Below are 22,839 nucleotides of genomic sequence, written 5' to 3' on the forward strand. Positions count from 1 at the left end.
GCGCTCGACGAGGCTTCGCTCTGACGCCGAGCCCCGTCCTTACTTGCGCATCAGGGTCGACTTGCCGAACAGCGATTCGATGAGATCCACCGCCACCAGCGCCGTCTTGTTGCGCACGTCCAGCGCTGGATTCAGTTCCATGACGTCCAGCGACGCCAGCCGGCCGGTGTCGGCGATCATTTCCATGCACAGCTGCGCTTCGCGGTAGGTCGGCCCCCCCGGGATGGTGGTGCCCACGCCTGGGGCCACGTCCGGGTCCAGGAAGTCCACGTCGAAGCTCACATGCAGGTGGGTGTTGGCGTCCATCGTGGCCAGCGCCAGTTCCATGGTGTGACGCATGCCCATCTCGTCGATGTAGCGCATGTCGAAGACTTCCAGGCCCACTTCATGGACAAAGCGCTTCTCGCCCGGGTCCACGCTGCGGATGCCGATCTGGCGCACCCACTTCGGATCGATGGCCGGCACATGGCCGCCGATCTCCACCAGTTCCTTCGGGCCATAGCCGCACAGGCAGGCCACCGGCATGCCGTGGATGTTGCCGCTGGGGGTGAGCAGGCTGGTGTTGAAGTCCGCATGGGCATCCAGCCACAGCACGCGCAGCTTCTTGCCGGTGTCGCGGCAGTGGCGCGCCACCGCGGAGATGGAGCCCAGGCCCAGGCAGTGGTCACCGCCCAGCAGGATGGGCATGCGCCCACCGCTGAGCTCGCCGTAGACGGCGTCGTGCACGGCCTGGTTCCAGGCGGTCACTTCCTCCAGGTGGCGGTAGCCCTCCACCGGGTCCAGCCAGGGGTTGGCCGGGCCTTGCAGATTGCCGCGGTCCAGCACGTCCGCACCATGGTTGCGCAGGGCCTGGACCAGGCCGGCCACACGCAGGGCTTCGGGGCCCATGCTGGCGCCTCGGGCACCGGCGCCGACGTCCGTCGGGGCGCCGATCAGGCTGACTTGCTGGGTGCTGCTCATGAGGTTCACTCCTGTTGAGGGGCGGCGGAGGCGGGCAGGCCGATGTCGTATTCCTTCTTCAGCAAGGCCCATGCCTCTTCGGCGGTTTCGACGTAATGGAACAGTTGCTCATCCCCGGGGCTGATCATGCCGGTGTCCAGCAGCAGGTCGAAGTCGATCAGGCGCGACCAGAAGTCCTTGCCGAACAGCAGGATGGGGCGCCGACGGCATTTGCCGGTCTGGATGAGGGTGAGGGTTTCGAAGAGCTCGTCCAGCGTGCCGAAGCCGCCGGGGAAGGCCGCCAGGGCCACCGAGCGCATCAGGAAGTGCATCTTCCGCAGCGCGAAGTAGTGGAAGCGGAAGCACAGCTCCGGGGTGATGTATTCGTTGGGGCGCTGCTCGTGCGGCAGCACGATGTTCAGGCCGATGCTTCGGCCGCCCGCTTCATGCGCGCCGCGGTTGCCCGCTTCCATGATGCCGGGGCCGCCGCCGGTCACAACGTAGAGCGGATGCGGGTGGTCGGCGGTCTGTTCGGTGATGAGGCGGGCGAAGCGGCGGGCTTCTTCGTAGAAGCCGCTCATCAGGAGACGCCGCTCGGCGCGTTGCAGGGCGACGGTGTCCCCGCTCTTGCGGGCGGCGTCCAGGGCTTCTTCGGCGGAGGCGCGGTCCGGAATGCGGGCGCTGCCGAAGATGACCACGGTGGACTGGATGTTGAGTTCCTGCTGGATCAGCTCGGGCTTGAGCAGTTCCAACTGCATGCGCACCGGGCGCAATTCGGGGCGGACCAGGAAGTCGGTGTCCGCGAAGGCCAGGCGGTAGGCGTCCGGCGGGTTCGTGTCGAACGCCGTCGGCTGGCTGACCTCCTCCTGTGCGGTGGGGAAGTTGCGGGCGGTGAGCTTGTCGGTTCTGATCATGATGCGGTGGCCCGAGAGCTTACGGGCGTCTTCACTTAATTTTTGTGCGTCCTGGGGGGCGGGCGGTGGGTGCTGCGGCGATTTATTGCACGGCGGCCGGCGCTCGGCCACAACAGGGGCAGTGAGGGTCGCGCAGCACCTGCAGATCGGTCCATTCCATGCGGCGTCCGTCCAGCATGAGCAGGCGGCCGGGCAGGGTGCTGCCCATGCCGCTGAGTAGCTTGAGCGCCTCCGCGGCCTGCATGCTGCCGATGATGCCGACCAGCGGGGCCAGCACGCCCATGACGGCACAGCGCTGTTCCTCCGGGGGCTGGTCGGGCGGGAAGAGGCAGGCATAGCAGGGGAAGCGGCCGCCGCGGCTATCGTAGACGCTCAGCTGCGCATCAAAGCCGAGCGCCGCGCCGGAGACCAGCGGCTTGCCGTGGCGCACGCAGGCGGCGTTGATGCGGTGGCGGGTCTGGAAGTTGTCGGTGCAGTCCAGCACGACGTCGGCCTGCGGGACCCATTCGTCCAGCAGCGCGTCATCGGCGCGGGCGACCAGCGAATGGACCTGCGGCTCGGGATTGATGGCGGCGATGCCGGCTGCAGCGGACGCGGCCTTGGGCTGGTCCAGCCGGGCCTGGGTGTGGGCGATCTGACGCTGCAGGTTGGTCAGGTCAACATGGTCGTGGTCCACCAGCGTGATGCGGCCCACGCCGGCGGTGCCCAGATACAGCGCGACCGGCGACCCCAACCCACCAGCGCCGATCACCAGCGCATGGGCGTCCATCCAGCGCTGCTGACCCTCCACACCGATGTCGTCCAGCAGGATGTGCCGCGAGTAGCGCAGCAGTTGCTCGTCATTCATCTGACAAGCATAGCGCCGCAGAGGGGGGAGGGCAGGAGGCGGGAGATCGGAGGGGCGAACGGAACTTTGCCTTGGGCGAGTGGCGGAAATGCCCGGTTCAAGTGGGATGCAGGCCAATGCCGCATGGATGGGCAATGCCGCTCGGAGGTCGCTGAGGGCACTCTTGAGCCCACGAAATCATCCTTGCAACCGCTATCTTTAAGGTATCATTCGTGTGCTTCGATCGATGGACCCCACCCCCACTGACCAAGCCGATCCGGGACTGCACGGACTTCGAGCGAAAGATCAGGCGTCAATGCTGGAATCTTGCGGCCGTTCAGAAGGCTGTCGCGAACGGTGTCATGTCGGTGCAGCTGAGCAGTTCCGCACAGGCCTCTGTCTTGGAGGATCTCGCCTGGTCTTCCTCTGACATCTGCCGCTTCATCCTTAGTTTGCACAAGGCGCGCTACAACGATTCGGAATGGTGTCTACCCGGTGGGAAGGTGAACCAGCCACCGATGAAGGCTGATTCCTATCTCATGGGCTTCAACCGATTCACTGGCGTCGAACATCCAGCCCACGAACCGTGGATCTATTGCAAGTTCACCGTTCGGACCAGCATCCCGGCTTTGCTGGTGTTCTCTCTTCACCGCAGCCTCTACTGAAGGAAATTGCCATGTCCCTCAACTGCCCTTTCTGTGAAGCAGACGCGCTGACCACTGTGACCTACACCCATGCAGTGAAGGCAGGCCGCCGAACCGTTCAGGTGCCGGGCTGCCTGCAGATGGTGTGTGGGCATTGCGGTGAGGCGGTGGTGCCTTTGTCCTTGTATGACCTCAACCACAAGCGCATTGAAGCCGCGCTGGCTCAGACGCCTGCGGCCGTGTCAAGGGGCCTGCTCAAGCGCTTGCGAGAGACTTACGACCTGAGCCAGCGAGAGGCATCCCGGCTGTTTGGTGCCGGAGAGGCTGCTTTTGCCAAATGGGAATCGGGTCAGTCAGACATGAGCGACCCGGCCGCACTGCTTGTGCAGTGTGCCCTCGAAGTGCCCGGCGTGGTCGAGCATCTGGCCAAGCTCGCGGGCGTTCCCCTGCAACCGCAAGGGGCGCAAAGAGCTGCTCAACGACGGGTGGGGCGTTCAGCCTCCCTCAATGGCGCGGATGCTGAACCGGCCCACGCTGCGTCCCAGACCCAGTCCAAGCGCAGGGCCGTGCTCCAATGAAGCGACCGTTCCGTCAGCGCGGCTCGGGAACTTAGACCTTCAACCCGCGCTCGATGTCTGTCAGCTTGTAGCGAGCCAGCGCCAGGTTGCCCTTGGCCTTGTCCAGCACCAGGTACAGGAACAGGCCGTCGTTGTTGGGCACCAGGCGGATGAGGTGATATTGGTCGCCCAGGGTGATCAAGATGTCTTCAATGCCTTTGCGCAGCCCCAGCGATTCCATTGTCTTGAGCTTGGCTCGCACCACCTGCGTGTTGCCGGCAGCGGCCAGATCCAGATTCAGGGCGGTGCCTTGTTGGGCCAGGCACATGCCGCTGCGGTAGTCCACCAGCGCGGCAGCCATGGCGCCGTCGATGGCCATGCAAGCCTGGATGGAATCGTTGAGGTTGTTCATGGGGGAAATTCCGTCTTTCGTGGAGAAATCAATCGCGAACTGGGCGACGATCTTGTTGAACTCTTCCAGCAGCACAAACCAGAGGGTTTCGGGACTGCTGTCAGGCAAGCGGTAGACATGGGTCGTGGTGGACTGACGCTCCTTGACCAAGGGCATCAGCGTCATTTCTTCCACGATGGCGCTGGGCAGAATCAGCACGCGGACATAGTCCACCTCCTGGGCCCAGGCCTGGGTGAGTGCGGCGCGTGCCGTGGCTTGCGAGCCAGGACCGAGCACGAGGATGAGCGCTCGCGGTGCGATGTCGTCCGGTGCGGTCGTGCCGCCGATGGCGGGTCGGATCCAGTCGAACGCAGGGCCGCTGCCGGTGCCGCTGAGCGACACGGAGTAATGACCCGGACCTTGCCCCGGATGCCCCGACAACGCTGAGCCCACCTGCTCAATGGCGAGTTCGCCCACGCGTGCGGTCAAATCCAGCACGCGAATCGAATTGCTCGCCATGTGGGAATGCCTTGAAAAGTGAAGCGGCCAGTCTCGCCGCATCCGTCGCGCGTGCCCGCCCCGCATCCACGGGGAACGGCGGCCGTGCGTGTGAATTCGTTTTCAATTGTCACGTTCATGCGCATGGCCTGCAGTGCGATGAATGCGAACAGCGGAGCGCGACGCTGCATTGACACGGTTGAAGCGCATGGGGCGGGCGGTGCGCTTTGATGCGGTTTCTGCGAGCCACGCGGGTGCCGCAAATGAATCGATCCACGGCGGCGCCCCAAAAGCAAAGAGGCCCCGCAGGGCCTCTTTCAAAATGTCACGCTCTCCACGACACGCGCGGCATCAGCCAGCGCGGATGGCGGGGCGACCGCTCATTCCTTGGTGGTCTTGGCTTCAGCCTTGCGCTCCATGGCGGTCTTGGACACCACCACCGGCTTGCCCTTGAGCTGGTTCAGCGCCTGCTGCAGGGGGAAGTCTTCATTGCTGCCGAACTCGGGCAGCGGCTTCAGCGGCTCGCCGCGCTTGGCATATTCGGCTTCCAGCTTCTGGCGACGCTCCTCACGCAGCTTCTCCAGTTCCTTCACCCGGGCATCGTCCGCCTTCTCGTTGCTGCCGGCCAGGTGCTTTTCCAGGTCGGCTTCCCGCATGCGCAGTTCGGCAAAGACATTGCCCTCGGCTGTCTCGTCCAAGGGAATGTCCGGCACGATGCCCATGGCCTGGATGGAGCGGCCACTCGGCGTGTAGTAACGCGCAGTGGTCAGCTTCACCGCCGTGTCCGGGCCCAACTGGCGAACCGTCTGCACCGAGCCCTTGCCGAAGGTCTGTGCGCCCATCACGGTGGCGCGCTTGTGGTCCTGCAGCGCGCCGGCCACGATTTCGCTGGCGGAGGCCGATCCTTCATTGACCAGCACCACCAGCGGCACGCTCTTGAGCGCGTCCGGCAGCTTGCGCAGCGGGTCGCCCGAACCACGACGGGCGTAGAAATCGGGGCTGGCTTTGTAGCTGGCCTTGGAGTCGGCAATCTGGCCATTGGTGGAGACCACCTCGACGTCCTTGGGCAGGAAGGCCGCGGAAATGGCCACGGCACCTTCCAGCAGGCCGCCCGGGTCATTGCGCAGGTCCAGCACCACGCCCTTGATCTTGGGGTCCTGCTTGTAGAGGTCGGCCACCTTCTGGGTGAAGTCCTCGACGGTGCGGTCCTGGAACTGGCTCACGCGGACCCAGGCGTAGCCCGGTTCCACCAGCTTGGTCCGCACGCTCTGCACGCGGATCTCTTCCCGCGTGATGGTCAGCGGGAAGGTGCGGCTTTCGCTCTTGCGGTAGATAGTGAGCGTCACCTTGGTGTTGGGTTCGCCGCGCATGCGCTTGACGGCCTGGTCCAGGGTCAGGCCCTTGACGGCCGTCTCGTCGATCTTGCTGATGAGGTCACCGCTCTTGAGACCGGCGCGGAAGGCGGGAGAGCCTTCGATGGGGGAGACGATCTTCACCAGACCGTCTTCCATGCCGATTTCAATGCCCACGCCGACGAAGCGGCCGGAGGTGCTTTCGCGGAATTCCTTGAAGCTCTTCTTGTCGAAGAACTGCGAATGCGGGTCCAGCCCGGACACCATGCCGGAGATGGCGTCGTTGATCAGCTTCTTCTCGTCGACCGGTTCCACATAGTCCGACTTGACGATGCCGAAGACCGCCGCGAGCTGCTGCAGCTCTTCCAGGGGCAGCGGCACAGCCGTGCTGCGCGCATTGGCCTGCAGCTGCATCGTGGTCAACACGCCGGCCATCGCTCCCAAAGCGACCCAGCCCGCAACTTTCAGTTTGGCGCCCATGATGCGAAAAATCCTTTTTGGTACAGCAGTGGCCGATCCGCGTGGCGCCATGCAGGCATGCCGGACACACTTCAGCCTTGTGCCAGTATAGGCCCGAGGCAATTTCCCGGCCCGAGGAGAGAGCCCGGTTTACCCCTTATTTACCCGGTTTCGTGCGGAGATGGCGGCGCGGGTCTGCCCACCGACCCTCCAATGATCCGTCGCTGATCTGTCCACGGCCCGCCTGCCCCCCGTTCTCCGTCAAAAACCAGGGCCATTGCCTCGCTCATTGGCCTGCTTGAGTGGCTCCGATCGCCCGGTTGCTTGAGGCACAATACCGCCCGCATGACCGCCTCTCCGTAGCACAATGGATAGTGCACGCGCCTCCTAAGCGCGGGATCCAGGTTCGATTCCTGGCGGAGGGACCACCCGGCTTGAGGACGAGCCGGCGGCTCCGACAAGGGCTCTCGTCTGCGGGTCCGCATCGAATGCCGACTCAGCCCGCACCCACGCCGGGGCTGAGTTCGTGCCCAGCATGGCCTTCACCGCCCGCCTGCGGCAAATCGAGCAAGGCGAGAACTCATACACGTAGAGAAGACCGTCGAGCGCTTCCACCCCGGGATGCGCCTCGCACAGGTCCATCAGCTCTTCGAGGAGCAGGTGGACCTTGTCCGCGTCACTTGTCCGCCTGAGATCGATCCCTCTGAGCCGTTGGACGCACAGGCCGAAGTCACCCGCCTCGAAGTTGTTCACGACCAGGGCGATGCCCATGGCCGTATCACCTTCGGCGATCTGGTGCAGGGCGACCCGCCGCAGCTCCGGGTCCGTGATCGAGGCCAAAGCTCTCACCACGGCCCATTGCACCTGCGCGTCAGCATCGGCCATCCATCGAAGGAGCCGGCCGTCGAAGCGCGGGACACCGGTCTTTGAAAAGCATCGGCACAGGCGTTTGACATGCTCGGCATCGCCCGACGCCAGCAGCGCTGCGAACACCGTCTCGCGCTGCTCAGTGGACGCTTGGGCCCCCCAACGCCTGAACCAGTAGCAGGGGTCCTTCGGGTTCTTGTCAACGTACGCGACGATCTCCGAGCCGGTGTACGCCGCGAGGTCCACACGAGGGGACGCGGGCTTTTGTCGCTCACGTGCCTTGCGGATGCCGGCCAGATAGCTTGCGATATCGGCGTCGGTCTCGGCCGCGCGTTCGAGCATCGCCAATCCGTCCTCGGCGCCTGTGGACTCGTCAAACTCTGCGATCAGCCCGTCATCGACGCTGAAATCGGGGTCCGCTTGCAACCAACGTCCAAGTTGGCGGGCCACCTGTTTCAGGCCGTCCGCACCATCGAGTGCGACGATCTGCTCGGCCCCGACCACATCCGACGTATCGGACGAGCGCGCCAACGACGCATACAGCAGCCGCCTGGCGTCGTTCGAACCGGCGGCGGCAAGTTCTTTGAGGAGGGCGCTGCGCTGCTCCAGGTCCGGATGGTTCTCGGGCGAAAGAGGCTGAGCCATTGCCTCGATCGCCTTCAACACCGCCGCATCGAGCTTCGCGCGTTTGACGAGGGCGGCCAGCCAGGGCGCCCGCTCTGCCTCACACTGCGGGTCATAGGTGAGGCACGACAAGCAGGCCGCAACGACGTCAGCCTCCAGTCCACCCGCTCCATGGCGCTCAAGCTGCTGCATGGCGCGACCATGGCCGGTTCGCAGCGCAGCCGCGAAGGCTTCGTTGGAGAGAGGAAAAGTCGGCTGTTCAATCCGCATCGGAGGTGGCGCTTCAATCATGGGGCGATGGTGATTCTCCGGCAGGCTGCTGGGCCGAAGGTGCGCCGTAGCGCCTCAAGGTCTTCATTCGGTGGTTACCATCGCCATCTCCCACGGGGAAGACCCCCAAGTGGCCTCACCTCCGCAGACTCGCCATGAAGACCAACGACCCCCATCCGACCCTGCCCGTATCCACCCCAGAAGAACGCGGCGGAGTCCTGGGTTTTGCCCTGATCTGCCTGCTTGCGCTGGTCGCCGTGGCGGCCCTGCGTGCGCCGGCGGCCTCGCGGGATGTGGCGGTCGGCGTGTTTCTGATGGTCTGGGGCTGCATGTTCCTGGCGGCCTACTTCTTCAGCCACAAGACGTTCTTCCTGCGCGGCCTGATCTGGTTCTGCACCCGGATGTCCTGCCCGTCCACGCCCAAGATGGCGTTTTTCTATGCGTTCATGACCTTTGGCATGGGCGTGGTGGCGGTGCTGTCGGGGCTGGGCTGGATCTGACGCCGCAGCTCGCCGTTCGCTGCACCCTCCACTGAACCCCCAGTACACCCCCCTTTTTTCCGCTCTTTTCGGTCTTGCGCCGGTCTGCTGTGGCGGAGATGATGAGCCCGCCAATCGCCCTTTCCTTCCAGGGCGTTGCGCTTCACTCCAACAAGGACCGCAGATGAAATTCCTGCTGCTGCCCGCGCTCTGCGTGGCGATGTTTGGCGCAACGGTGCAAGCCGCTCAAGCCGCCGCCGTCACCTACGACATCGAACCCACCCACACCTATCCCAGCTTCGAAGCCGACCACATGGGCCTGTCCTACTGGCGCGGCAAACTGAACAAAAGCGCGGGCACCATCGTCTACGACAAGGCGACCGGGGCCGGCAGCGTGGAGGTGCAGATGGACCTGGCCAGCATCGATTTCGGGCTCGACGCGATGAACAACTGGGCCACGGGCAAGGACTTCTTCAATGTGGAGAAGAACCCCACCGCCACCTTCAAGGGCCGCTTTGACGGCGCCAAGGGCGGTGTGCCGAGCCAGGTGGTCGGTGAGCTGACCCTCAACGGCAAGACCCAGCCCATGACGCTGACGGTGCACCAGCTCAAGTGCATGCCTCATCCGATGCACAAGCGTGACTTCTGCGGCGCGGACGCCTCGGGCAGTTTCAACCGGGAGGCCTTCGGCCTGAGCGCCGGCAAGGACTGGGGCTTCAAGATGGACGTGAATCTGCGCATCCAGGTGGAGGCGGTGGCCCGGCCCTGAACCGGCCCTGAAGCCGGGGACCGCCCAGCTTGGTGAACATCCCCATTCAAACCGTTGTTTAAACACGGGTTTAGCCACGGTCGCTTACAACTCGGCCGGTGTCATGTTCAGAATCCGATCTTGTCTTGCCTGACACTTCCGGCGCCCGAAGACTCGTCGAACTGAATCTCTCGTCATGCTGCCCCTGCCACGCCCGCCTCGTTTGCGCGCGCGCCCCTTGCGGGGGCTTCGCGGGTGGGGGGCTGCGACGCTGGTGATCACGCTGATGATGGCGCTGGCAGGGAGCCCGCCTGCCTGGGCGGCAGAGGGGCAACGTGCAGCCAAGCCCCGGGTCGCTCGGGCCGCTGGTGCTTCCGCCAATGGCGGCGCGGCGGCTGCGGGGCAGACCGACGCCCGTCGCGCCGCGCAGGTGGAGGCCGGCAACATCGCGGAGCTGCGCAGCCGGATGACCAGTCGCGATCTGGCGCTGCTTCGTCGCGCCGACATGGGCGACGCCCGCATCGATGTGTGGCTCTATCAGCCGTCCCGGCAGTACTACGTCAGCGTCTCGATGCAGGGGAGCCTGCGGCGCACGCTCAAGCCGGTGAACGAGGCGGAAGCCTGGCTCAACTTCGACAGCTTCCGGCGCCTAGCGGCGCTGGGGGACGTCGGACGGCCGGTGCTGCTGGGGCAACTGAATGCAGGGGCCACGGGCAATGCGGGCGCCGGGGGCGATGCGGGCTCGAATGCAGGGGCGGGCAGTGCCGGGATGGGGATTGCCGGTATCGGTAATGCAGGGACAGGCAGTGCAGGGATCGTCAGTGCTGGAATAGTGAATCCCGGGATGGCGAGTGCAGGCATTGGCGGCAGCGCAGGACCGGGTGCAGCGGCCCCTTCGCCCGGCGCCGCCCCAGCGCTGCGGCCCGGCGGTCAGGATCTTCGGACGGTTCCCGTCCCGCGGGAGCGACTTGCCGCCGACGACGAGGTAGACGAGATGGACCTCGAGCGAGTCCGCCAGGCGAGAGAGGCCTATGCCACCTCGACGGGTGGCGCGGCCGCCGGCACGGTCATGAGCACGGGCACGGGGACAGGCGCGGGCACGGGCATGAGCGCGAACGCGAACACCGGCGGCGGCCGGGGGCTTGTCCCCACGCCCGCTGTATCTGCCGTATCACCCAGCCGCCAGCCTGCACAAGCACAATCCACCGCAGCGGCGACCGAGGCCTCGACCGTCGTCGGGCAGGCGGTGGAGACCTTGCGACGCGAGCGGATCGGTGATGACGTCGCCCGTCTCGTGTGGAGTGCCGACTCCGGCCAGTTCACCGCATCACTGACCCGGCAGGGACGGGTGGTGGACATGCTGCGCAGTCCGGATCGCCAAGCCGCCGTGGCGGCTTTCGACGATCTTGTGCGGCAGGCCAGGGCCCGTGCGGTGGCCAGCGCGGCACATTAAGCGAATCGGCGGCGCCAGGCCTTCCCGAGCCGACGGATCAGCGCCCAGCCGCCAACGAGCTATCGAGCCGTCGAACCACCGAGGCACCGAGCCACCGAGCCACCGAGCCACTGAGCCACTGAGCCGTCGAGCCACAGCCCCAGCGGCGCCGTTCACTCCCACTTCCAGATCCAGATCAGATCCAGCCCCTGCTGGTCCTCCCCCGCCTGGGCCCGCAGCGTGAAGCGCTGTGCCAGCTTGTAGATCAGCTGCCAGTTGCCGGTGGTGGCATTGAGGCCCCGCTCATAGGCCACGAACACGCCGCGGCTGATCTGCTTGCCCAGGCGCACGACCGTGCCTCTCGCATCGTCCCCTTCGCCGCTGAAGGACAACTCATCCAGCCCGATCCGGTGGATCAGCTTGTCGCTGGCGCTTTCACCGTCGCCGCTGATCAGCGCCATCGCCGCGCGCTGCATCAGCGCCGTATCACTGCGACCGAGGTTGTCCGGCGAGCGGCCCAGCACCAGCCATGACAGCTTGTTGGTCTCGCTCATGTCCGGATCCGAGTACAGCTTGATGCGCGGGTTCGACGCCGTGCCGGTCACGGTCACGCCCACGCGCACCGCGTCGTTCTCCAGACCCGGCCGGATCGCCAGCACGTCCAGCCGCGGGTTGTCCAGCGGCCCGACGAAGGTGAACACGCCGCGCTCCACATCCAGCTTCTGCCCATAGGCATTGAAGGTACCGCCCTCACTGCGGACCTCACCTTCCAGCGTGGGACGGGGCTGGCCGTCCTGGGCCAGATGCAGCGCGCCACGGATGCGGGTGTCGATGCCGTAGCCGCGCAGCTGCAGGCGGCGGCCCAGTTCCACATCCACATCCAGCTTGACCTGCAGCGGCTTGCCGTTGATCTCCGTGCGCGGCTGCGCGTTCTGGCGCACCACCTGCACGTCGCTGTCCAGCTGAGGCGCATCGCCGCGGGAGAAATCGAACAGGCCCTCGTTGATGACGAAGCGGCCCTTGAGGCCCAGCAACTGGGCCTGCGCATGGATCTGCGCGGACCCGCTGGCCACCACGCGCCGGTCCACCCGCTGCAGCAGGGCAAAGGTGTCGGCGGTCAGCGTCAGTTGGGCGCTGGGGTCACGGCCGAAACGCACATCCCCCTGGGCACTGATCTGGCCATTGCCGCCCTTGGCGGTGAAGCTCTCCAGCCGGGCCTGCGTGCCGGTCATGGTCATGACCAGTGCACCGTTGTTCATGTCCACGCCCATCAGCGCATTGCGCAGCGACAGCTTCTGGCCGCCGATCTGGCCGCGCACTTCCGGGGCGCCCAGCGTGCCGCCCAGGCCAATGGACGCATGCAGGCTGCCGCCCAGACGCCAGCCGGCCGGCACCCACGGGCCCCAGTTGCCGAGGTTGTCCACCTGGGATTCGATGGACCCTTCCAGCTTCGCGTCCTTGTCCGGCAAGGCCAGCGGGTCGTTCATGCGGAAGGTCACCGCGCCGCCCACCGCGCCCATGTTCTGGCCGGCCACGCCCTGCACCACATGCCACACGCCGCGGTCGGCCTGCAGGCCCAGGCGCAGGTCGGTCAGCCCCAAACGCTGGGTGCTGACTTCATCGGTCACCGTGAGGTCACCGGCCGTGCGCGACACCAGAAAGTCGATGGCCAGGTTGCGAGCGTCTCGCCGTGTGTTGAAGTGGCCCTCGATGCGCAGGTCCCCGCCCCAGCCGAAGTCCGGCTGCAGGCGGGCCAGTGCCGGCGCCGCTGCCAGCGGTTCGAGGTCGGCCTGCAGGTCCCAGTCGGCAGGGGACTGCCAGCTCATGCGGGTCCAGCGGATGCCGGCGCCCAGCACCTCCAGGCGACCCGGCGCGAGGCTGGCCTGGCGGACCTGCATCTGTGGTTCCAGTCGCACCGTGGCGGCCAGCGGACCGGCCTTGAGCAGCGCATCGTTCACCTGATTGGCTCGCAGGTTGAGCATCAGGTCCCGGGCCTGCCACTGGCCGCCCTGGCGCCAGGCGACCAGGGGATCCGACTCCAGCCCGCCCTGCAGCGACAGCTGCGCCTGGGCACCCTTGGCGTCAAGCTGCAGGCCGCTCACCACCACACCGCTGGCTGCCGCGGCACGCGCCACGACCTTGCTGTTGGTCGGGGCCGTGAGGATGGGGGGCAAGGGCAGTCGGCCCTGTGTCTCCAGGCTGAGCTTGTGCTGGGCCCAGCTGCCTTGCAGATTCAGCGTGGCATCTTCCAGTTGCACCTGGGCAGGCGCGACCCGCAGTTGCTTGAGCTGGGTGGTCCACAACAGCTTGGCGTCCCGCACGCTCGACAGCGACCAGACCCCGCTGCCGCTGGCCAACTGGATGGGGGCCAAGCTGCCAGTGGTCGCGGTATTCGTATTGGCGCTTGCGTTGGCGGTGGCACCCCTGCTGGAAGCAGCATTGCTGCCACTGCCTCCCAGCGAGGTGCTGCGCGGCACCGACGAACTGCCGGCCGAGGCTGCATTCACCGTCCGTCCAGCGGATGGACCCGCCCGGGACCCTGCACCGGTACTCCCGCTGCCACCCGGCACGGCGCCGGCACTGGCGGTGTTCGGCCCCATGCTGGACGCACGCGCGGAGACCGAAGGCAGTCCGGCCACACCGCCCAGAGCAAAGCCTTGCAGGTCCCACTTGCCGTCGCTGGTGTAGAGCGCCTGTCGCGAGCCTGGTCGAACCAGTTGTACCGTGGTGGAGGCCGTGAAGGCGCCTTGCACCGTGGCTGTCGGCCACTGGCTGCGCAGCAGCGGCTGCAGGCTGGCGAGATTGGGCGCGGCCAGGTCGATGGCCAGGTTGACCTGCTCGCCACCCTGGCGCAGGGCGGGGTCGATGCGGGTGCGGGCCTGCAGCGTGGCGTCTGCCAGGCGCAGGTCGGCATTCAGGTCGGGCGTGCCGGCGCCCTGGCGTGCATAACGGACCTGGCCCTGCAGCGGCAGGCTCTGCCAGACGCTGGGCAGCACATCCAACTGCGCCTGGCCCTGCGGCCAGAGGCTGCCGCGGACGGACTGCAAGCGCGCCTGCAATCGCCCGTTCAGGGTCTGGGTGCCGGCGCCGCCGATCGGTGCCCCTGAAGTGCTGGCCGTTGCGTTGGCCCTTGCATTGGCCCTTGCATTGGGCGTCCCGCCGGCCGTCGTACTGGCCTTCCCGCTGCCGCCTTGCAAGCGTCGCAGGTCCAGCCCCTGCACACTCGCGTCCAGCCGGGTCTGCCAGCCGCCGCTCAGCGTCATGGCGTCGGTCAGGGTCAGCTCGCCCGACGCCTTGATCGTGGCCGGCCCTGAGCTTGCTTCAAACGCATTCAGGACCACGGACTGGCGCCGCAGGTCGGCATCCAGCACCACGTCCAGCGGTGCCTGCCACTGGCCTTGCCCCAGGCGACCCTGCAGCCGGCCATCGACCTGCAACTCATCGTCGGCCGATGCACCGGTCAGGCTGGCCTTGGTGCCAAGTTTCACGGTGCCTCGGGCCTGGATGAGGGGCCAGTCCGCATGCCATTGGCGGCTGTCCAGGCCGTCGATTTGCAGCGTCAGCACGGAGCCGTCGCGCGCGCTGGTCTGGCCGCTGGCCTGAAGGCGACCGCCACCAGACAGCTGCGCATCCAGCTTGGGCAGGCGCAGACGGGTCCAGTTGGCCGGGTCCAGCAGGGCTTCCAGCGTGAGGGACTTCAGCGGAATCCGGTCCTGGTCCAGGCGACCCGCTTCCGTGTTGGACAGATCCGCCTTCAGCGTCAGCGACTGGTCCTTGTTGGGCGTGAGCAGCACGCGGCCCGTCAGGCCGGTGTGCGGCACACCGGCGTCCGGCAGCAGGGCGGCCAGGTTCAGGTCCTTGGCATCGGTCTCCAGCCGCGCCAGCGGGAAAGCCGCAAACGGCTGGACCTGGGCGGCCACCTGGAGCTTTTGCTGCGCCGCCTCCAGTTGGCCCTGCAGGTTCAGGTCGCGCAGCGGGCCGTTCAGCTGGAAAGGCGCCGTCCATGGCAGCTTGCCTTGCGGCTGGCTGAGTCGCCACTGGCTGGTCAGGGCCAGGTCGGCGTTGGTGCGGATCTGGGCACGGCCGGACAGCGTCAGCATCTGCCATTGCAGCGAGCGCAGCTCCAACTGGTGATGCTCACCGCCGTCCGCGCCGATGCGGGCCTGCCCGCGCAGCCCCTTGAGCGGTTGGGCCAGACCGGTCACGAACAGTTCACCGACGTCCAGGTCCGCAATGCTCACCGCCACCGGACTGATCAGATGGGCCGGCGGCTGCGGTGCGCCGGTGCTGGGGGAGGGCGCCATCTGCACCCGCAGCCGGGCCACCGCCAGGCGGTCCGCCTGCAACTCGCCCCACAGCAGGGGCGAACGGTTCCAGGCCAGGCGAAGGCCGCGCCATTGCAGTTGCTCCAGCACGATGCGGTCTTCAGTGCCCGGCAGCACAAGCTCGGCGCGGTCCACGTCGAAGTCGCCGAGCAGCCGGCCGCGTGCGTTCTGCAGCGACAGGCCCGGCACCTGAGACAGCACCCAGGCCGTGCCGCGTTCGGTCTTGAGCCCCCAGGTCAGGGCCAGCAGCAGCAGGCCGATCAGGACCGGAATCGCCAGCAGCGTCCAGACCAGACCGCGCGCGGCGCGGCGGCGTCGGCTGGCGCGGGCGGGCACCGCCTCGGCCGGTTGTTGGGAATCCTGCGGCTCACTCATAGCGCAATGGCCACACTGAAGTGGAATCGGTATTTGTCGGCCAGGTTGCCCTTGGCAAAGTCCATGCGCAGCACGCCCACCGGACTGCGGTAGCGCAGGCCGGTGCCCACGGCGTAGGCCGGCTTGTAGCCGCCCCAGTTCTGGGACGCCTGGCCGGCATCGATGAAGACGGCGCCCATCAGCTGCGGAATCTTGGGCGTGAGCGGGTGCGAGACTTCCACGCTGCCATCCAGCAGCACTCGGCCGCCGGTCTGGTTGCCATTGGAGTCCAGCGGGCCCAGCTCGTTGAATCCGTAGCCGCGCACGGTGTCGTCACCGCCGGTGCGAAACCGCAGCGCTTCCGGCAGGCCTAGCTTGCCCTTGGCAATGATCTGGCCCGCTTCCACCCGACTGGAGAACAGCCAGCGGCCGGGCAGCGGCGTGTACCAATAGAACTTGCCCACCGCCTTGCCGAAGGGGCCGTTGGGCTCGGTATTGCTGCTGGCCCAGCCGCCGCCAAAGACCACGCTGGCGGTCCAGCCCTTGGTGGGCAACAGCTTGGAGTCGACGCGGCGCCAGATGTTCTGCTGGTTCACCGACACCGCACCGGCCATGGTCGTCTGCACATTGGGCGCATGCTCCCAGGAGCGCAGCACTTCGATGTATTGCAGGCGGTCTTCAGGGTCGGTCTCCCGGGCATAACCGACCCGGCCCCGCAGGTTGACGTTGACCTGGTCCCCGGACTTGAGGCGCTCGGCGTAGAACGCGGCCAGGCTGCGCTGCATGTTGGGCTGCGGATGCGAGCTGATTTCGGTGTCGATGGAGCTGTTGTCCCGGCCGATGGTCAGCTTGGTGCGCTCCCGGATGTTCAGGCCGAAGGGCTTGCGGTGGGTGTGTTCGATCCCGACGGTGGGGCCGTTGACGGTGTGATAACCGACGCTGGTGGTGACCTGCTGGCGGGCCGCTTCCCGCAGCTTGGCGGTGACCGGCACCTCCACCGTTTCGACGCCGGGTTCGGGCGTCACCTGCTCGGGATTGATCTCGACACTGGCGCTGTCGAAGAGCTGGGTGCCCAGCAGGCGCTCCTGGAAGTCCAGCAGCAGCCGTTCGTTGTAGGGGTCATGCTCCTTGTAGCCGGCGAGGCGCCGCACCGCCGCTTCGGGCTGGTGCTTGAGGCCTTCGACCTTGAGCTCGCCCAGGGTGAACAGCGGGCCGGTTTCCAGCGTGACGGCCAGGTCGACCGTGTTCTCGTCGGCCAGCACGACCGCCTGGCTGTGGGTCATGCGCGCCAGCGGATAGCCCTGGGCGCGGGCGCGGGTGAGCAGGGCGTTCTTGGCGGCCGCCCAGTCGCCCTGGCTGAAGCCGGAGTGGGGCGGCAGTTGCCAGCTTTGGGTGAGGGTGCGTTCCAGCGCGGTGGCGAGTTTGTCGCCGCGCTCGGCCATGGCCCGCAGCGGACCTTCGATCCGCAGGTCCAGGCTGCCGACCAGGGCGCGCGGGCCGGTGTCCACCACCAGGCGCAGGTTGCGCACGCCGTCGCTGAGGTCGCCGACTTCCTCGGTACGGACCTTGGCATTGAAATACCCTGCCGTTTCCAGCAGTTGCCGCGCCTGTTCGGGCGCCACTGCGGCAAGGCGGCGGAGTTCGGCCGCGGTCAGGGCCTGGTCGTCCGGCGTGTCGCGGAAGCGCGCGAGGTCCAGGTGGGTCATGAGCAGGGACCGCAGCTCCGGCGGTGCGTCCACGGTCAGCTCGTAGGCTTCGAGGCGGCGGCGGTCCACCAGCGTGCTGCCTTCGGGCAGTTCGGTGGGCGCGGCGACCTTGAGCTCGGCCTTGTTGTCCGACCCCAGCAGGGCGCATCCGCTCAACGAAGTGACCAGGGCGGCCCCCAGGGCCAGTGCCAGCCAACGCTTCATCGGTTGAGCACGCGCATCGCCTGTTCCAGGCCACTCATGGTCAGCGGCATCATGCGCTGCTGCATGAGCTGCTGGATCAGCGCGATGCTCTGGCGGTACTGCCACACACCCGCCGGCTCGGGATTGATCCATACGTGTTTCGGGAAGGCTTGGGTCAGCCGTTGCAGCCATTGCGCGCCGGCTTCCTCGTTGTTGTATTCCACACTGCCGCCGGGCTGCAAAATTTCGTAGGGGCTCATGGTGGCGTCACCGACGAAAATCAGCTTGTAGTCGCGGTTGTATTTGTGGATGAGATCCCAGGTGGAGGTCTTCTCGCTGAACCGGCGACGGTTGTTGCGCCACACGTGGTCGTAGACACAATTGTGGAAGTAGAAGAACTCCAGGTGCTTGAATTCGCTTTTGACCGCGGAGAACAGTTCTTCCACACGGTGCACATGCTCGTCCATCGTGCCGCCCACATCCATGAGCAGCAATAGCTTCACCTTGTTGTGGCGCTCGGGCACCATGCGGATGTCGAGCATGCCGGCGTTGGCCGCCGTTTTGTGGATGGTGTCGTCGAGGTCCAGTTCCATGTCGGACCCCTCCCGCGCAAAGCGGCGTAGGCGGCGCAGCGCGACCTTGATGTTGCGGGTGCCGAGTTCGATCTGGTCGTCGTAATCTCTGTAGGCGCGCTGTTCCCAGACTTTGACCGCGCTGCGCTGTCCGCCCGGGCCGCCGATGCGCACGCCGCGCGGGTTGACGCCGCCATTGCCAAAAGGACTGGTGCCGCCCGTGCCAATCCAGCGGTTGCCGCCCTCGTGGCGTTCGTTCTGCTCCTGCAGGCGCTGGCGCAAGGTGTCCATCAGCTCGTCCCAGTCCATGGCCTTGAGCTGGGCCAGCTGTTCAGGCGTGAGTTCGCGCTCCAGCTGGCGGGTGAGCCAGTCCTGCGGGAGGGTGCGGGTCAGGTCGGTGATGAGCTCGACACCCTTGAAGTAGGCGGCGAAGGCGCGGTCGAACTTGTCGAACAAAGCCTCGTCCTTGACCAGGGTGGTGCGGGACAAGGCATAAAACTTGTCCACCGTGGGGCCGCCGTCATCGTCCAGCACACCCGCGCGCAGGGCTTCGAGCAGGGTCAGGTATTCCTTGACCGAGACCGGGAGCTTGGCGGCGCGTAACGTGTAGAAGAACTGGATCAGCATGGGCCTCCCCTTGAACTGCAGGACGTCAGGGCATTATCCATGCCGGGGGGGCTTCAATTCGGGGCATCGGGGGGGGGGGGGGGGCGAAGGCGGTCTTCCAAGGTGGGAGCGGTCAGCAGCCTAAGGGCCAGGGGAATTTCTCCATGTCCCTTCTGTCTGGCTTCGCCAGCCATTCATTCCTTGACTTACGAAATTCCCCTGGCCCTTAGGCTGCTTCCGACACACCCAGCACTGCGACGAAAACGCGGGGTGTGCGGCGGTTGAGCACGCTTCGAACGTCGATGACCCGCAACCGCTTCCCCCTTCAAGACCAAACAGCCTCACGAAGGAAAAGAGCGCCTCAACGGGCGCTCTTCTGGCGGACATCCTCAGCCCAACATCAACGCGCATTCAGCCTCAAGGCGGCATCAGGCTGCGGCCGCGTGGGGGGCGGGGACGCCCCTCAAGACTTCTTCGACTTCTTGTCGTAGCGCTTCAACCAGTCAAAGAACTCCTGATACCAGAGCTGGCTGTTGCGCGGCTTCAGCACCCAATGGTTCTCGTCTGGGAACCACAGCAGGCGCGCATCGATCCCCCGCGCCTTGAGCGTGTTGTAGTAAGCCAGGCCCTGTGCATCCGGCACGCGGTAGTCCATCTGGCCATGAATGACCAGCGTCGGCGTGTTGAAGTGTTTCGCGAAACTGTGCGGGCTCTGCGCCGCCACACGCTCGGGCCGGTCCCAGTAAGCAGCGCCCAGTTCCTTTGCATGCCAGTGATAGGCGTCGTTGGCAAACATGGCCTGCCAGTCGTAGCAGCCCGCATGGCAGACATACGCCTGATAGCGGCCTGGTGCGACATGACCATTCATCCACGCCACCATGTAGCCACCGTAGCTGCCACCCGTGGCAAAGACGCGGCGTCGGTCCGCCCAGGGACGGGTCAGGAGCAGGTCGGTCGCGGCTTCAATGTCCTGCAGCTCGAGCTCGCCCCAGCGGTGCGTGATGGAGTCCAGGAAGGCCTGACCAAAGCTGGAGGAGCCGTGATAGTTGACGCAGGCCACCACAAAGCCCTGCGCCGCCATCACCTGATGGTTCCAGCGCCAGTGCCAGCTGTCTCCGAAGGCCGTGTGCGGGCCGCCGTGGATGACATGCATCAGCGGATGCTTCTTGCGGCTGTCAAAGCCCGGCGGGTAGATGAGCCACATCTGCACCGCGTCGCCCTGCGCGCCCTCGTACCAGACCTCCTCATGGCGGCCGGTGCCGTGCCGGGCGAGCAGGTCGTCGTTGAAGGCGTCGATGCGGCGCAGTTGCTGTTCGTCGGCCTCGCCCTCGCGTTCGACCACGGAGACGCGCGGCGGGAAGGCGACGCTGTCGTGCTGGACCACCAAGGTGCCGGCTTCCAGTGCGAAGGCGCCGGCATGGCCGCCCTCGAAGAGGATGAAAGCGCTCAGCGTCTTGACGTCAAAGCGCCAGAGGTGGCGGCGTCCGCGGTCCTCCGCCAGGCACAGCACGCCCAGGTCGTCTTCGTCCCAGCACAGCGGAGCCTCGACGTCATGGTCCCAGCCCTCGGAAAGCACCGCCCAGTTGCCCTGCGTGTCCAGCACCGCGATCCAGTGCGGCATGGTGTGCTTGAGGCCTTGGTGACTGGCCAGGAAGGCCAGGTGGTGGCCGGCGTGGCTGTAGCTCGGCGCCGAGAAGTCCCAGTCGGCATCCTGCAGCAGGACCTGCACCCGGCCGCTGCGCACATCGATCTCGGCCAGCGCGTTGCGGTAGTCCAGGATCTTGGTCGGCGCCGGGTCGAAACTGAAGGCGATCCGCCGGCCGTCCGGCGAGATGTCGAAGGTGGTGGCGTCCGGCTCGGAGCGGCTCAGCTCATAGTCGGTCCCCTCGAAGAGGTCGCGCACACGCCCGCTGTCCAGGTCCAGCACATGCAGGTGGGGCACGCGGCCCATCGGCAAGGAATGGTCCCAGTAGCGGTACAGCGCCTCTTCAGTCACGTAGCCCGTGGCCTTGCGGTCCTTGTCTTCCTGGCGGCGTGCGTGCTGGCCCGCTGGCCCCTTGCGGGTGGGGTCCACCCAGGAAACAAAGGCAATGCGTCGACCGTCCGGGAACCATTTGAAGGACTCGACGCCAAAGGGCAGATGCGTCACCCGGCGCGCTTCGCCGCCGTCCGGCGGGATGAGGTAGAGCTGCGGAACGTCATCCTTGTCCCCCGCCTGCTCGCGCCGGGCAATGAAAGCAATGTCGTCGCCCGTCGGGCTCCATTGCGGCTGCCCGTCCTTGTCGCCCGCCTGCGTGAGGCGACGCGGGGATCCACCCAGCGTCGAGAGCAGCCACAGCGAACTGCTGCCACTGTTCTTGTCCATGTCGTAGCGGGTGACCGGCACCACCACCTGCGCACCATCCGGCGACAGGCTGGGCACCCCCACACGGTCCATTGCCCACAGGGCCGCGACGTCCAGACCAGGACCTTCGGAGGCGTCCTTGTGCTTGCCAGGGCCCTTCTTGCCGCGCGCCTTCGTGCGCTTCAGCGAGGCTTCCGGGTCGCCCTGGCTGGCGAGGTCCGAGGCACGGGCGGCAGTCTTTTTCACGGTGGGCATCAGGCGGAGTTCCGGGGTTTGTCCAGTTGCCACTGGAGATGGTTGCGAACGGTCGGCCATTCGCTGGCCGTGATGCTGTAGACACAGGTGTCACGCAAGCTGCCATCGGGCAGGCGCTGGTGAGCCCGCAAGATGCCGTCCAGTTGCGCACCCAGCCGCTCGATGGCGCGTCGGCTTTGCTGGTTCAGCCGGTGCGTGCGGAGCTCCACCGCAATGCAGCCCAGCGTGTCGAAGGCATGCTGGAGCAGCAGCAGCTTGCATTGCGTGTTGAGCGCACTGCGGTGGCAACTGGCCCGCGTCCAGGTGGCACCGATCTCCACCCGCGCATGCTGGGCGTCGATGTGCAGGTAACTGGTCATGCCCGCCACGCGGCCCTGCGCATCGAAGCTGGTGAAGGGGTTCCATTCACCGGCGTCGCGAAGTCGCAATCGGCGGTCGATCTCTTCCGCCATACGGTCCGGGTGAGGCACCGAGGTGTACCAGAGGTCGTGAAGGCCTCCGTCCTGAACCGCTTCGATCAAGCCGTCCAGATGCGAGTGGGACAAGGGCTCCAGCCGGGCGTGAGGGCCGGTGAGTGTCACCGGGGCGGAAAAGGCGTTGGCAGGGACCTGTGGCATTGAAGGAAAGCCCATCCCATCAGCGGTTGCGGCTTTGCATGTAGACCAGCTTCTCGAACAGGGTCAGGTCCTGCTCGTTTTTCAGCAGCGCACCCACCAGCGGCGGAATGGCTACCTGCTCGTCCTGCGTCTGCAGCGCTTCCAGCGGAATGTCCTCCGCCAGCAGCAACTTGAGCCAGTCGATCAGCTCAGAGGTGCTGGGCTTCTTCTTCAGGCCCGGCAGCTTGCGAACGTCATAGAAAGTCTTGAGCGCTGCCGCCAGCAGCTCTTTCTTGAGCTCCGGGAAATGCACGTCCACGATGGCCTGCATCGTGTCCGCCTCCGGGAACTTGATGTAGTGGAAGAAGCAGCGGCGCAGGAAAGCGTCCGGCAGCTCCTTTTCATTGTTGGAGGTGATGAAGACCAGCGGACGATGCTTGGCACGCACCCATTGCCGGGTCTCGTACACATAGAACTCCATCCGGTCGAGCTCGCGCAGCAGGTCGTTGGGGAATTCGATGTCGGCCTTGTCGATCTCGTCGATCAGCAGCGCCACCGGCGTGTCCGACGCAAAGGCCTGCCAGAGCGTGCCCTGGATGATGTAGTTGCCAATGTCCCGGACCTTGTCGTCCCCCAGCTGGCTGTCCCGCAAACGGCTGACGGCGTCATATTCATACAGGCCCTGCTGCGCCTTGGTCGTGCTCTTCACATGCCACTGCAGCAGCGGCAGGTTCAGCGCACGGGCCACTTCCTCCGCCAGCAGCGTTTTGCCGGTGCCCGGCTCCCCCTTGACCAGCAGCGGCCGCTGCAGGGTGATGGCCGCATTGACGGCCAGCATCAGGTCCGGAGTGGCGACGTAATCCTGGGTGCCTTGGAATTTCATGGGCAGGTGTCTAGC

The 22,839-nt window shown here is 66.2% G+C and carries 18 protein-coding genes and 1 tRNA gene; 8 read left to right on the forward strand and 11 right to left on the reverse strand.

Annotated elements, in window-relative coordinates:
* Positions 1–39 precede the first annotated feature (39 nt).
* The 3 genes from rocF to DES44_RS03190 form a co-directional block, all read right to left on the reverse strand.
* Positions 40–960 (reverse strand): arginase, encoded by a 921-nt coding sequence (rocF, locus tag DES44_RS03180; RefSeq protein WP_058936246.1) that lies wholly within the window; start codon positions 958–960, stop codon positions 40–42.
* A gap of 5 nt (positions 961–965) precedes the next feature.
* Positions 966–1,853, reverse strand: a complete 888-nt coding sequence (locus DES44_RS03185; RefSeq protein ID WP_058936245.1) for an LOG family protein — start codon at positions 1,851–1,853, stop codon at positions 966–968.
* An 82-nt stretch (positions 1,854–1,935) separates the two neighbouring features.
* On the reverse strand, positions 1,936–2,700 hold the full coding sequence (locus tag DES44_RS03190; RefSeq protein WP_058936244.1) for a HesA/MoeB/ThiF family protein: 765 nt from the start codon (positions 2,698–2,700) through the stop codon (positions 1,936–1,938).
* A gap of 341 nt (positions 2,701–3,041) precedes the next feature.
* Here DES44_RS03190 and DES44_RS03195 point away from each other — a divergent pair, with 341 nt between their 5' ends.
* Positions 3,042–3,344, forward strand: a complete 303-nt coding sequence (locus DES44_RS03195) for a hypothetical protein (RefSeq protein ID WP_058936243.1) — start codon at positions 3,042–3,044, stop codon at positions 3,342–3,344.
* Positions 3,345–3,355: 11 nt separating this feature from the next.
* On the forward strand, positions 3,356–3,901 hold the full coding sequence (locus DES44_RS03200; RefSeq protein WP_058936242.1) for a type II TA system antitoxin MqsA family protein: 546 nt from the start codon (positions 3,356–3,358) through the stop codon (positions 3,899–3,901).
* A gap of 31 nt (positions 3,902–3,932) precedes the next feature.
* On the opposite strand, the gene DES44_RS03205 is transcribed toward DES44_RS03200, so the two are convergent.
* On the reverse strand, positions 3,933–4,292 hold the full coding sequence (locus tag DES44_RS03205; RefSeq protein WP_058937554.1) for a hypothetical protein: 360 nt from the start codon (positions 4,290–4,292) through the stop codon (positions 3,933–3,935).
* An 857-nt stretch (positions 4,293–5,149) separates the two neighbouring features.
* A complete protein-coding gene (locus tag DES44_RS03210) occupies positions 5,150–6,601 on the reverse strand; it encodes a S41 family peptidase (RefSeq protein WP_058936241.1) in 1,452 nt (483 codons plus the stop codon).
* Between the two features lie 332 nt (positions 6,602–6,933).
* Between DES44_RS03210 and DES44_RS03215 the strand changes: the two genes are divergently transcribed.
* From DES44_RS03215 to DES44_RS03235, 6 genes are all read left to right on the forward strand, one after another.
* A tRNA-Arg gene (locus tag DES44_RS03215) sits at positions 6,934–7,008 on the forward strand.
* A gap of 193 nt (positions 7,009–7,201) precedes the next feature.
* Positions 7,202–7,510, forward strand: coding sequence for a hypothetical protein (locus tag DES44_RS24935; protein ID WP_170156585.1), 309 nt, complete (start codon positions 7,202–7,204; stop codon positions 7,508–7,510).
* Positions 7,511–7,534: 24 nt separating this feature from the next.
* Complete coding sequence (locus DES44_RS24940; protein WP_170156586.1) at positions 7,535–8,500, forward strand: hypothetical protein; 966 nt, start codon at positions 7,535–7,537, stop codon at positions 8,498–8,500.
* A complete protein-coding gene (locus DES44_RS03225) occupies positions 8,497–8,841 on the forward strand; it encodes a hypothetical protein (protein WP_058936240.1) in 345 nt (114 codons plus the stop codon). The genes DES44_RS24940 and DES44_RS03225 overlap by 4 nt, the downstream gene beginning before the upstream one ends.
* Before the next feature lie 172 nt (positions 8,842–9,013).
* Complete coding sequence (locus DES44_RS03230) at positions 9,014–9,589, forward strand: YceI family protein (protein WP_375137505.1); 576 nt, start codon at positions 9,014–9,016, stop codon at positions 9,587–9,589.
* A gap of 253 nt (positions 9,590–9,842) precedes the next feature.
* Positions 9,843–11,021 carry a DUF2968 domain-containing protein gene (locus DES44_RS03235; protein WP_211326921.1) on the forward strand — a complete coding sequence of 393 codons (1,179 nt, stop codon included), beginning with the start codon at positions 9,843–9,845 and terminating at the stop codon, positions 11,019–11,021.
* 152 nt (positions 11,022–11,173) lie between these two features.
* Here DES44_RS03235 and DES44_RS03240 read toward each other — a convergent pair whose 3' ends face one another.
* The 6 genes from DES44_RS03240 to DES44_RS03265 all read right to left on the reverse strand — a co-directional run bounded on the left by DES44_RS03240 (position 11,174) and on the right by DES44_RS03265 (position 22,824).
* The gene (locus DES44_RS03240) at positions 11,174–15,700 is read right to left on the reverse strand and encodes a translocation/assembly module TamB domain-containing protein (protein WP_058936237.1); all 4,527 of its coding nucleotides are present in this window, start codon (positions 15,698–15,700) and stop codon (positions 11,174–11,176) included.
* Positions 15,697–17,589: an autotransporter assembly complex protein TamA gene (locus DES44_RS03245; RefSeq protein WP_058936236.1), complete on the reverse strand. Its 1,893-nt coding sequence runs from the start codon at positions 17,587–17,589 to the stop codon at positions 15,697–15,699. The genes DES44_RS03240 and DES44_RS03245 overlap by 4 nt, the downstream gene beginning before the upstream one ends.
* Positions 17,586–18,767, reverse strand: coding sequence for a vWA domain-containing protein (locus DES44_RS03250; RefSeq protein ID WP_058936235.1), 1,182 nt, complete (start codon positions 18,765–18,767; stop codon positions 17,586–17,588). Before DES44_RS03250 ends, DES44_RS03245 begins: the two co-directional genes overlap by 4 nt.
* Positions 18,768–19,209: 442 nt before the next feature.
* Positions 19,210–21,345, reverse strand: coding sequence for a S9 family peptidase (locus DES44_RS03255; RefSeq protein WP_232309823.1), 2,136 nt, complete (start codon positions 21,343–21,345; stop codon positions 19,210–19,212).
* Positions 21,345–21,962: a GNAT family N-acetyltransferase gene (locus DES44_RS03260; RefSeq protein ID WP_058937551.1), complete on the reverse strand. Its 618-nt coding sequence runs from the start codon at positions 21,960–21,962 to the stop codon at positions 21,345–21,347. Before DES44_RS03260 ends, DES44_RS03255 begins: the two co-directional genes overlap by 1 nt.
* A gap of 19 nt (positions 21,963–21,981) precedes the next feature.
* Positions 21,982–22,824 (reverse strand): AAA family ATPase, encoded by an 843-nt coding sequence (locus DES44_RS03265; RefSeq protein WP_058936234.1) that lies wholly within the window; start codon positions 22,822–22,824, stop codon positions 21,982–21,984.
* Positions 22,825–22,839 lie beyond the last annotated feature (15 nt).

Origin of the sequence: Roseateles depolymerans, from assembly GCF_003387155.1 — a bacterium.
GTDB classification, from domain to species: domain Bacteria; phylum Pseudomonadota; class Gammaproteobacteria; order Burkholderiales; family Burkholderiaceae_C; genus Roseateles; species Roseateles depolymerans.